Source organism: Streptococcus sp. AS14, assembly GCF_000286495.1.
In the GTDB taxonomy this organism is placed as follows: domain Bacteria; phylum Bacillota; class Bacilli; order Lactobacillales; family Streptococcaceae; genus Streptococcus; species Streptococcus sanguinis_P.
In genome coordinates this window covers 77,032-88,326 of record NZ_ALKI01000017.1, presented here as the reverse complement: position 1 = coordinate 88,326, position 11,295 = coordinate 77,032, and the positions used below count along the sequence as shown (strand labels likewise).

9 protein-coding genes are annotated in these 11,295 nt (G+C 45.3%); 3 read left to right on the top strand and 6 right to left on the bottom strand.

Going from position 1 to position 11,295, the window contains the following annotated elements; all coding sequences use genetic code 11:
• The first annotated feature begins 136 nt into the window (after window positions 1-136).
• Together HMPREF1150_RS02530 and HMPREF1150_RS02535 are read left to right on the top strand one after the other, a co-directional pair.
• Window positions 137-577, top strand: a complete 441-nt coding sequence (locus HMPREF1150_RS02530; protein ID WP_009660161.1) for a LytTR family DNA-binding domain-containing protein — start codon at window positions 137-139, stop codon at window positions 575-577.
• On the top strand, window positions 574-1,044 hold the full coding sequence (locus HMPREF1150_RS02535) for a DUF3021 family protein (protein WP_009660240.1): 471 nt from the start codon (window positions 574-576) through the stop codon (window positions 1,042-1,044). Before HMPREF1150_RS02530 ends, HMPREF1150_RS02535 begins: the two co-directional genes overlap by 4 nt.
• 48 nt (window positions 1,045-1,092) lie before the next feature.
• Here the strand turns inward: HMPREF1150_RS02535 and mutS are convergent, their stop codons facing one another.
• Window positions 1,093-3,642, bottom strand: coding sequence for a DNA mismatch repair protein MutS (gene mutS, locus HMPREF1150_RS02540; protein WP_009660140.1), 2,550 nt, complete (start codon window positions 3,640-3,642; stop codon window positions 1,093-1,095).
• A 78-nt stretch (window positions 3,643-3,720) separates the two neighbouring features.
• Entirely contained in the window at window positions 3,721-4,158 is a 438-nt protein-coding gene (gene argR, locus HMPREF1150_RS02545; protein WP_002894105.1) for an arginine repressor, read from the bottom strand.
• A 300-nt stretch (window positions 4,159-4,458) separates the two neighbouring features.
• On the opposite strand from argR, the gene argS reads away from it, so the two are divergent.
• Entirely contained in the window at window positions 4,459-6,147 is a 1,689-nt protein-coding gene (argS, locus tag HMPREF1150_RS02550) for an arginine--tRNA ligase (protein WP_009660157.1), read from the top strand.
• Window positions 6,148-6,179: 32 nt separating this feature from the next.
• Here argS and nrdI read toward each other — a convergent pair whose 3' ends face one another.
• The 4 genes from nrdI to malQ all read right to left on the bottom strand — a co-directional run bounded on the left by nrdI (window position 6,180) and on the right by malQ (window position 11,221).
• Entirely contained in the window at window positions 6,180-6,668 is a 489-nt protein-coding gene (gene nrdI / locus HMPREF1150_RS02555) for a class Ib ribonucleoside-diphosphate reductase assembly flavoprotein NrdI (protein ID WP_032905683.1), read from the bottom strand.
• 62 nt (window positions 6,669-6,730) lie between these two features.
• The gene (locus HMPREF1150_RS02560; RefSeq protein WP_009660255.1) at window positions 6,731-7,249 is read right to left on the bottom strand and encodes a hypothetical protein; all 519 of its coding nucleotides are present in this window, start codon (window positions 7,247-7,249) and stop codon (window positions 6,731-6,733) included.
• A 166-nt stretch (window positions 7,250-7,415) separates the two neighbouring features.
• Window positions 7,416-9,677 carry a glycogen/starch/alpha-glucan family phosphorylase gene (gene glgP, locus HMPREF1150_RS02565; protein WP_009660234.1) on the bottom strand — a complete coding sequence of 754 codons (2,262 nt, stop codon included), beginning with the start codon at window positions 9,675-9,677 and terminating at the stop codon, window positions 7,416-7,418.
• Window positions 9,678-9,709: 32 nt separating this feature from the next.
• Window positions 9,710-11,221, bottom strand: coding sequence for a 4-alpha-glucanotransferase (gene malQ / locus HMPREF1150_RS02570; RefSeq protein ID WP_009660155.1), 1,512 nt, complete (start codon window positions 11,219-11,221; stop codon window positions 9,710-9,712).
• Between the last annotated feature and the right edge of the window lie 74 nt (window positions 11,222-11,295).

The window sequence follows — 11,295 nt, the reverse complement described above, 5'->3', positions numbered from 1 at the left end:
TTCTATCAGAAGGCAGCCTTTTCTCAACCACTCTGCTCACAAGACAAACCAGATAGACACAAATAGCTGCCACATAGACAAAAGGGCTTGTTTTCGCTGCCAAGTTGCGGTTTAATAAAGGTGAAAGGAGGAAGTTATGAAAGTTAAGCTAAGAATCGATTCTCAAGTCACCGAGGACTCCGTCAGCATTGAGGCTCGCCTCATGACAGAAAGTATTCAGGAATTGGTCCACTTTGCTCAACATCTAGGCAAAAAAGACAAGATTCATGTCAAAAAAGAAGATGAAATCTATCTGCTGGATGCTAAGGAAATCCACCGAATCTATACAGAAAATCGCCAGGTTCAGGTTCGAACAGCAAAAGACGGCTATCGAGCTCAACAAGCTCTTTATCAGTTGCTGCAGGTCCTACCGGAATATTTCCTGCAGATTTCTCAGTCGGAGATTGTCAATAGCCAACAAATCAGCCACCTCAAACTGACTCCAAATGGTCTGATTCAAATATTTCTGAAAAACGGCGAGCAGACTTACTCGTCCCGCCGTTATCTCAAATCCATTAAAGAAAGGTTGCAATTATGAAAACTCGTCTTAAAGAACTCTTTTTCGGAGGAATTGGAGGGATTTTCATCGGTCTCTTCTTCTCCATGATTATTTCTTTTTTTTACAATCCAGCTTATCTACCGCTTCATCCTCGCTCACCTATCGGTCACTTCTTTTTGAGCCAGCATGTCCATGTTTCCCTCATCATGCTCTACTGCATACTTATCTGGTTTATCATGGGAGCTATTTTCAGATGGAGTGGAAGCTTCTTCCAAAGAGACTGGAGCATCCTGCGCTCCATCGTCAGCCACTTTGGCGTGATGATTCTAACCTTTGCACTTTTGGCTAATCTAGCTGGATTTTTCCCAAGAGAAAAAATACTCAGCCTGACACTGACTGCCGTCGGGGAATTCACCCTCATCTATCTAATCATTTCAGGTGCCATCTACTACCGCACTTACCGCAACATTCAAAAAATCAATAGCGGTTTGTCTAGAAAATCGTGAGAAATAAAAAGAGCAGACTTGTTAATTTCACAAGTCTGTTCTTGGTTTTTACAACTTCTTCTTGAGCTCGGCCACTGCTGCCATGACTTCCAGGGGAGTCATATTGTAGATGTCCAAGTCTCGGAGTTCAGTCAGGATTGGATTTTCCGTTCCTTCTGCGAAAAGAGACATCTGCTCCGCCACTTGTGACCGTTTTTGTCTGGATTCGGTAGGAAGCTCTGAGCCTAGTCCTGTATCCTGACTCTCCAAATGACTCAAAATGTTATCCGCCCGCTCCAGTAATTTCTCAGGAAGACCGGCAATTTTCGCCACGTGAATCCCGTAGGACTTGTCAGCCGGACCCGGCTCAATCTTATGCAGGAAAGTCACCTGCCCATCCTTTTCCAAGGTTGCCACATGGACATTTTCCAAATGCTCCAAGCTGTCCTCTAAGGTTGTCAGCTCGTGATAGTGGGTGGCAAAGAGGGTTTTGGCCCCAGTATAGTGATGAATGTGCTCGATAATAGCCTGAGCCAGCGCCATCCCATCATAAGTAGCCGTTCCACGTCCCAGCTCATCAAAGAGAATGAGCGAACGCTCGCTGGCCTGCCGAATGGCCCGATTGGCCTCCATCATCTCCACCATAAAAGTGGACTGGCCAGATACCAGATCATCCGCCGCGCCGATGCGAGTGAAAATCGCATCGAATAGCGGCAGACTGGCAGACTGAGCAGGCACATAAGAGCCCATCTGTGCCATAATGACGATAATAGCCAGCTGGCGCATATAAGTCGATTTCCCGCTCATATTAGGGCCAGTAATCAGCTGGATGTCCGTTTCCTGGTCCAGCAGAATACTATTTGGAATGTAGCTTTGGGCACCCATGACCTTTTCCACAACAGCATGCCGACCTTTTTCAATCTGCAGACGGCGCTCTGCAGTAAAGACTGGGCGCACTAGATGCTGTTGCTCTGCCACCGCAGCAAAACTCTGCAGGACATCTACAGCTGCCAGCGTTTGTGCCAAGGCCTGCAAGCGCTGGATGTATTTGCCAGCTTCCTCGCGAATCCGCATGAAAATCTCGTATTCCAGATTAGCAGATTTTTCACGCGCCTCCAACATCTCTCCCTCAATCCGGGCCAACTCCTCCGTTCCGAAACGCTCAGAATTTTTCAGGGTCGCCTTGCGGAAGAAATGACTAGGCACATGAGCCAACTGAGAATTGGTCACATGGAAATAGTAACCATCTTTTTTATTATAATCAATCTTCAGGTTGCTGATGCCACTGTTAGCACGTTCTTTGACTTCCAGCTCCGCAATCCATCCAGTCCCCTCCCTCAGCACAAGCCGATACTGATCCAAGGTTTCATCAAAACCGGTCTGAATGATATTGCCCTCAGTGATGATATGAGGTGCATCCGGCGAAATAGCTGAGCTAATCAAGCCTGCCAACTCTGAAATAGGATCCAATCCCTCAATCAAACGAGCTAGATGCGGGCTGCCAATTCCTTGCAGGATAGCCTTAATCTGAGGCACATTGCCCAGGGTAGCTGCCAGCTGCAGCAGATCCTTGGGATTGGTCTTGCCAAAAGACACTCGACTGGCCAACCGCTCGATATCATAGACTCCCTTGAGGCTTTCTGTCAAATCACTTCGCTCAAAGAAATGATCCAGAAAAACCTCGACGACATTCTGCCGCTGGATGATTCGCGCTTCATCAATCAGCGGACGCTGGATCCAAGAGCGCAGCATGCGGCCTCCCATGGCCGTCTTCGTCTCGTCCATCAGCCAATAAAGACTGCCGTGCTTCTTGCCCGAGCGAGCATTTTCTGTCAAATCCAGACTCGCCTTGGTGGCATAGTCCATTTGCAGGAAGTCCTTGATTTCATAATGCTGAGCCTTCTTTAAATGGCTGAGCTCCCTCATCTGGGTCCGGTGCACATACTCCAGCAATTTCCCCGCAGCCTGACGTTCCATAGGAGACAGCTCCTCGCCCAACAGCTGAACATCATCCAAGGCTGTCTGTACATAGGACAGCAAAAGGTTCATCTGCCCAGCCAAGACCTGCTCCTCAGCTTCTGGCAAGGCATAGCCCAGCACCACTTCCCTAGCCTTCAAATTGCGGATTTCCCCGCAGACCAAGGCAAAGTCCTCTAAACTAGTCACCTGAAACTCACCGGTCACCAAGTCCATATAAGCCAGACCATAGAGGCCCTCTGAGTAATCCAGAGCTACCAGAAAGTTATTAGCAGAGTCCGGCTTACTGGAGTCCACCACCGTCCCCGGCGTGATAACCTGAACGACCTCCCGCTTAACAACGCCCTTGGCTTCCTTGGGATCTTCCATCTGCTCCGCAATCGCTACCTTATAGCCTGATTCGACCAAAACATCAATATACTGCTGAGCCGAATGATAGGGAACTCCAGCCATGGGAATGGGATTTTCTGCATTTTTATTTCGGCTAGTGAGAGAAATCTCTAAAATCTGGGCGGCATTGACCGCATCATCATAAAACAACTCATAGAAATCCCCCATCCGAAAGAGCAAGAAAGCATCTGGATAGTCCTTTTTGATATCCAAATACTGCTGCATGCCTGGCGATAACTTTTCTACTGCCATCTCTATCCTTTCTAAAAACAAACGAGGTCAGGACTTCCGTCTCAAACCTCTCCATTTTTCCTGAAAAAACTGTGATTCTTACATCACTTCCTGTATTTGCTCCTCAATCTCCTGAGCCGCTGCCTGATCCCGGCAAACTACTAAAAGAGTATTAGCACCTGCAACGGTTCCCAGAATACGGCTATCAAACGAGTTATCCACGACATTGGCCAGCACTGTTGCCTCTCCCAGGCCCGTACGAAGAACCAGACTAAACTCTGCCCTGGCCACACTCTCCACATGCTTGGCTAAAAACTCTATAAAATCAATCTCTTCAGTCTCATGCGCCAAAACATAATAAGTCAGCCCCTTCTTCTTAACCTTGGTCAGGCCGATTTCACGGAGGTCACGCGACAGGGTAGTCTGCGTCACATAAATCCCTTGCGCTTCCAGACGATCCTGAATCTCCTTTTGCGTTCCTAGCTTTTCCTCCTTAATCATCGTTTTGACTAACTGATGACGGTCATTCTTTCTCATTTTTACCTCATTATTGAATATTTAGAAGCTGCATTCATGAAGAATACTCCATCCGATGAAAAACTGCTTCTCCATCAATCTAGGCAAAGATTTGCAGGAATACTGAGAATAAACAAAAAACTTTAACGAAGAGTAACAGAGAAGGAAGCATTTAGATGGAAAACTCATCTATAAATACAGGTTCTTATCCCTCTTATTATATCAGAAAAATTCCTATTAGCCCAAAAATTATTCCCAAAAAAATTGAAGATTCCTTGAAAAATGTGATAAAATAATAACAAAAGACACAAAGGAGCAAATATGGATAACAAACAGTTGATTGCCGGCGAATTGGCCAAGGTTATTGACAGCCTTGATCAAGACGCTATTTTAAATTTATTGGAGCAGCCAAAGAGCTCTGAACTTGGCGATATCGCCTTCCCAGCCTTTTCTCTGGCAAAGACTGAGCGCAAAGCTCCTCAAATCATCGCTGCTGATATCGCTGAAAAGATTGATACAGCGCATTTTGACAAAGTCGTTGCGACTGGTCCTTATGTCAACTTTTTCCTCAGCAAGGCTGAAATTTCTGGTCAAGTCATCAAAGAAGTCATCAAAGACGGAGCTGACTACGGCCAGCAGAACGAAGGAAATAATCAGAATATCACCATTGACCTGTCCAGTCCAAACATTGCCAAGCCTTTCTCAGTCGGCCACTTGCGCTCTACTGTTATCGGTGATGCTCTTTCCAACATCTTCCGCAAGATTGGCTACAACACCATCAAAATCAACCACTTGGGAGACTGGGGCAAACAGTTTGGTCTCTTGATGGTAGCTTATAAGAAGTGGGGAAGCCAGGAAGCTGTTGAAGCTAACCCTATCGACGAGCTCCTCAAACTTTACGTGCGTATCAATGCCGAGATTGAAAACGACCCATCTCTGGATGAAGAAGGCCGCCTTTGGTTCAAGAAGCTGGAAGATGGCGACCCAGAAGCAACTGAGCTCTGGCAATGGTTCCGCGATGAAAGTCTGACAGAGTTCAACCGTATCTACGAACTCCTAGGTGTCGAATTTGACAGTCTAAACGGTGAAGCTTTCTACAATGACAAGATGGACGAAGGGATTCAAATCCTCGAAGAAAAAGGGCTTTTACAGGAGTCAAAAGGAGCTAGCATTGTAGACCTGGAAGACTTCAACCTTCCGCCTGCTATGATTAAAAAATCAGACGGTGCTACCCTCTACATCACACGTGATATTGCAACAGCCATCTACCGGGCTCGCACATACAACTTTGTCAAAAATGTCTATGTTGTAGGTCAAGAGCAGGCCAACCACTTCAGACAGCTCAAGGCCGTTTTGAAAAAGATGGGCTTTGACTGGAGCGATGACATGATTCACGTTGACTTTGGTCTGGTGACTAAAAACCGTCAAAAACTGTCTACACGTAAAGGAAACATCATCCTTCTCGAACCAACTCTGCTGGAAGCTATCAGCCGGGCTAAGAGCCAAATTGAAGCTAAAAACCCAGATTTAGAAAACAAGGAAGCTGTTGCTCGTGCAGTTGGGGTTGGAGCAGTTAAGTTCTACGACCTCAAAACCGACCGCCGCAATGGTTACGATTTTGATCTGGAAGCTATGGTTTCTTTCGAGGGAGAAACAGGTCCTTACATCCAGTATGCCTATGCTCGTATCCAGTCTATCCTGCGCAAGGCGAACTTCCAGCCAGATGCAGAGGCTACGTACAGCCTAAACGATCCAGAAAGCTGGGAAATTATCAAGCTGCTCCAAGACTTCGGTCGCGTTGTCAAGCGTGCTGCTGATAACTATGAGCCATCTCTGATTGCCAAATACGCTACCAGCTTAGCTCAAGCCTTTAACAAATACTATGCGCACACACGGATTCTGGATGAAAGCCCTGAGCGCGACAGTCGTCTGGCTCTCAGCTACTCAACAGCTGTTGTCCTCAAAGAAGCTTTGCGTCTGCTGGGAGTAGAAGCGCCAGAAAAGATGTAAGCTTGATTTAGAAACATCAAAAAACGAAAACCTCACTGGTTTTCGTTTTTTTCAATATGATAGAGCTCCTCAATAATCCTCGCAACTTTCTTAATGTCTCCCAACATGCCACGCATTTCAAAATCGGCCAAAACCGGAAATCCGAAGCGCTCTGAATATTGCTTGGCGGTCAGACAGTATTGGTTGTTAAAGTTACGATTGCCGCTGCCAATGACACCCAGACACTTGCTGGCATTCTGACCGTAGGCGATAAAGTCCCCCACATCAGTTGTCAGAATTTCTACATCGCCATTATCCACACCATTGCCACCCTCCAGATAAGTCGGCAGAAAAGCGATAAAAGGATTGTCCATTTCAAAAAAGGGCTGCCCTTCCTTTACCAGGTCTTTGATATTAATCTTCTCTACTTCTAGGCTTGGATGCTGCTCCAGCAAATAGTCTGTCAGCCGACGGACGAAACTCTCTGTATTGCCGCTCAGGCTGATATAAACCAAGGAAACCTTTGTCATTTTATTCTCCATTCTAAAAAATAACAGATATTGCTTCTTAAAATTGTAAGCACTTATCTGTTATTTGTCAAATTTTATTCGTTTGCAGCTAGTTCCGCTTTTTCAGCCTCTTTTTGCTGCTGGATTAGCTTAAAGACGACGATGGAAAGATAAATTAAACTGATAACAAAGCCCAGCACTGTTCCTAAAAGAAGACTGTTTGAATGCGTTGCAATGTTCTCAGGGCTTGTAAATACCTTGCCAACAATTCCTTTCGATGAAATATAGACGTAAACTTGAGATAACAAACTGACTAGTATATAAATGATATAGCTAATATTAGCCATCTGCAGATTTTTTCTAACCAAAAAGACGATAGATGCTATTAACAGAGCCGTCATAACGAAAAAAATCAGCATATTCATTCCATTGCGAAGAAATTCAAAATAAAGTTTATTAAACTGATTTGTCTGATCACTCAACTCTTTTGAGAAACCGATTTGTGTATAATCTACCTTAGAAAACTTTGAGAAAAAACGGCTCCATACTCCCAGTAAAGTTCCGATTGCTGACAAGACCAGCAAAACATAAAGATAAATTGGTTTCTTTTTCATGAACGCCTCCTGTAAAGAAATATTTTCACTTATTATACACCGAAAAGAAAAAGCTGACAAGACCAAGAAGCTTACACCTTTTCAGAGGCCCACACAATAGCTAAATCTTTTATTCAAAAATCAAAGCCGAAACACTGCTGTCTCGGCTTTAATGATTCAAAGAATATTAGCTGTTCAAGTGCCATACTTCTTCTTCGTATTGAGCGATAGTACGGTCAGATGAGAAGAAGCCAGCTTTGGCGATATTGACGATGACTTTGTCCATCCAAGCATCGCGGTCTTCGTAGTCTGCCAGCATGCGCTCTTTCACTTGGATATAGTCTTCCAGATCCAGCAAGGTCATGAACCAGTCTTTGCTAATCAGCTCATTGTAAAGACGTTCCAAGCGTTCAGCTTTACCGACTGCCAATACTTCATCGCTGACGATAAAGTCAACCAATGGCTTGATAGCTTCGCGCGCATAGTATTCACTAGACTTGTAAGCAGATTTTGCGTAGAGGTCAATAACAGTCTCAGAATCTTCACCGAAGATGTAGATGTTGTCTTCGCCGACCAGCTCTGCAATCTCAACGTTCGCTCCGTCCATAGTACCAAGAGTCAAAGCACCGTTAAGCATGAACTTCATGTTACCAGTACCAGATGCTTCCTTAGAAGCCAGGGAAATCTGCTCAGAAATGTCACCAGCTGCAATCAAGAAGCTAGACGCTGTAACGTTGTAGTTTTCTACCATAACTACTTGCAGATGCGGAGCCACTTGAGGGTCATTAGCAATCACTTCTGACAAGCAAAGGATGAGGTGGATGATGTCCTGAGCAATTGTGTAAGCAGGAGCAGCCTTACCACCGAAGAAGACAGTGATTGGACGAGCAGGGATGTTACCAGCCTTGATGTCCAGATACTTGTGGATAACGTACAGAGCGTTCATTTGTTGGCGCTTGTACTCATGCAGACGCTTGATTTGGATATCAAAGATAGAGTTTGGATTGATTTCCACACCTTGTGCTTCCTTCAAGTGACGAGCCAATTTACGCTTGTTGTGAGCCTTAATGCCTTCCAATTTTTCTTTAACATTTGCAGCGCCAGTGAATTCCAACAAGCCTTCGAGCTTAGTTGCATCATGGTGCCAGTCGCGGCCCAGCAACTCATCCAGATAATGAGACAGGCGTGGGTTGGCATGCATGAGCCAGCGGCGGAAAGTAATACCGTTGGTCTTGTTATTGAATTTTTCAGGGTAGATATCGTAGAAGGCTTTAAGCTCAGAGTTTTTCAGGATTTCTGTATGCAGAGCAGCAACACCATTGACACTGTATCCGTAGTGGATATCCATGTGAGCCATGTGCACACGATCGTCCTCATCAATGATTTGCACTGCTGGATCTGCGTATTTAGCTTTCACGCGCTTGTCAAGCTCTTTGATGATTGGTACCAGATGCGGTACTACTTCTTTCAAGAATTCCAGAGGCCATTTTTCAAGAGCTTCAGCTAGAATCGTGTGGTTCGTATAAGCAGTCATCTTCTGTACGATGGCAATTGCTTCATCCAGATCCAAACCACGCTCAGTCAAGAGACGAATCATTTCTGGGATAACCAGAGATGGGTGGGTATCATTGATTTGGATGACAGCGTAGTCTGCCAAATCATGCAGGTTGCTGCCTTTTTCAATCGCTTCGTCAATAATCAGCTGAGCACCATTTGAAACCATGAAGTACTGCTGGAAGATACGGAGCAATTCCCCTTGCTTGTCACTATCGTCTGGATAGAGGAAGAGGGTCAAGTTGCGAGCGATATCTGTCTTATCGAAGTCAATACCGTCTGTGATGATATCTGCATCCACTGAGTCCAAATCAAAGAGACGAAGACGGTTCTTAGTTTCTGTCTTGTAACCAGGCACATCAATATCATAAAGAGTAGATGTCAGGGTGAAGTGAGCAAATGGCACTTGGTAGCTGCGGCTAGAGCGAACCAACCAGTTTTGCTCAGTCAGCCAGAAGTTAGGAATAGTTGTCTGTTCGTTGTTTTTCAAAACCTGTTGGAAGAGACCAAAGTGGTAGTTCAGTCCTACACCATCACCATTGAGACCCAAGGTCGCAATAGAGTCCAAGAAGCAGGCAGCCAGACGGCCCAAGCCTCCGTTACCCAGAGACGGCTCCAACTCAACTTCTTCTACCTCGATCAAGTCTTTACCAGCATCTGCCAGTTCTTGCTTCACATCATCGTAAAGTCCAAGGTTGATCAAGTTGTTAGACAAGAGTTTACCAATCAGGAATTCAGCTGAGATGTAGTAGAGTTTTTTCTTACCAGTGTTGACTGGCTTTTGAGCGCTGGCTAATTTAGTGTAGTTCAAAAGAGCCAGGTAGAGTTCTTCGTTGCTGCAATCAGCAAGATTTTTTGAATAAGTATTTTTGATATAAGTTTGTAAGTTTGACATGATTACTCCCTTCAAGTCTAATTAGCTGTTCTTTATTTGTTAATTAAATCGGTATTCATACGACGGTAAGTCTTGGTCAAGCTGTAAAGCTCACCTTCGACGATTGGATTCAGCTCTTCAGCTGTCATCCGCCAAGTCCAGTTGCCACCAATTGTGGATGGATAGTTCATCCGTGCTGCACTGTCTAATTCCAGTAGGTCTTGCATGGTCGCAATGGCCATAAAGCTGACTGAAGCAAAGATTGTGCGCAGCATTGCATGAGGTACTGTTTCGTACTCCTTACGGTTGGTGTACTGTGCCATGTACTGGCGAGTAGCGTCGTCAATCTCATCCTTGTACCAGCCCAGAACAGTATTGTTATCATGGGTTCCGGTATACATAACTGAGTTGTTTGGTGCCAGATGCGGGCTGTCGATGCTTTCATCATCAGGATTGAAGGCAAATTGCAAGATCTTCATTCCTGGGAAACCAGTGCGCTCGCGCAGCTCGATCACTTCGTCCGTCATAAAGCCTAGGTCTTCTGCGATGATATTCAAATCCCCCAAGGCTTCCTTAACCGCTGCAAAGAGCTTGTAGTCAGGACCTTTGACCCACTTACCAGAAGCAGATGTTTCTGAGCCAGCAGGTACTTCCCAGTAAGACTCAAAGCCGCGGAAGTGGTCGATACGAACAATGTCGTAAATCTTGAAGCTTTCACGCAGACGCTCAATCCACCAGGCATAGCCATCTTTGTCCATAGCTTCCCAGTCATAGATAGGATTGCCCCAAAGCTGGCCAGTTTCTGAAAATTCATCTGGCGGACAGCCTGCCACACAGGTCGGCTTGCCAACAGCATCTGTCTTAAAGAAGTGTGGCTGTGCCCACACATCAGCACTATCAGCTGCCACATAGATTGGCATATCACCGACAATTTCGATGTGATGTTCATTAGCATAGGCTTTTAATCTTAACCACTGCTTAAAGAAGAGATACTGAGTTACACGATGGTAGGTCAGCTTGTCAGCCAGCTTCTCACGATAAGAAGCGAGACTAGCAGCGTCACGGCGACGGATCGCTTCATCCGGCCACTCTGTCCAAGCTAGATTATCAAAATGCTCCTTGATAGCCATGTACTCAGCGAAAACTTCCAGCCAAGCTGCATTTTGCTCTACAAAGCTCTCATAGTCAGACAGATCATCTGCTTTCAAGAAACGAGCTACTGCTTTTTCCATGATTGGACGGCGAGCATCAAAAATCTTTGCATAATCCACTTTTCTAGGATCATCTCCAAAATCAGCTCCCTTAACATCTGCCTCGTTCAGCAAACCTTCTTCTATCAGAATATCAAAATCGATAAAGTAGGTATTCCCCGCAAAAGCAGAGAAAGACTGATAAGGAGAATCACCATAACTGGTCGTTCCCAGTGGCAAAATCTGCCAATAGCGCTGCTTGGTGCGAACCAAGAAGTCTACAAAATCATAAGCACTTTGGCCAAAAGATCCGATACCGTACTTGCCCGGAAGGGATGAAATGTGCATGAGCACACCGCTTTGACGTTTTTTCATTTTGTCACCTCGTTATTTTTCCTCTACGCCTTTTCATTTTTACTTAATGCAAACGTTTGCGTCGACTTGATTAT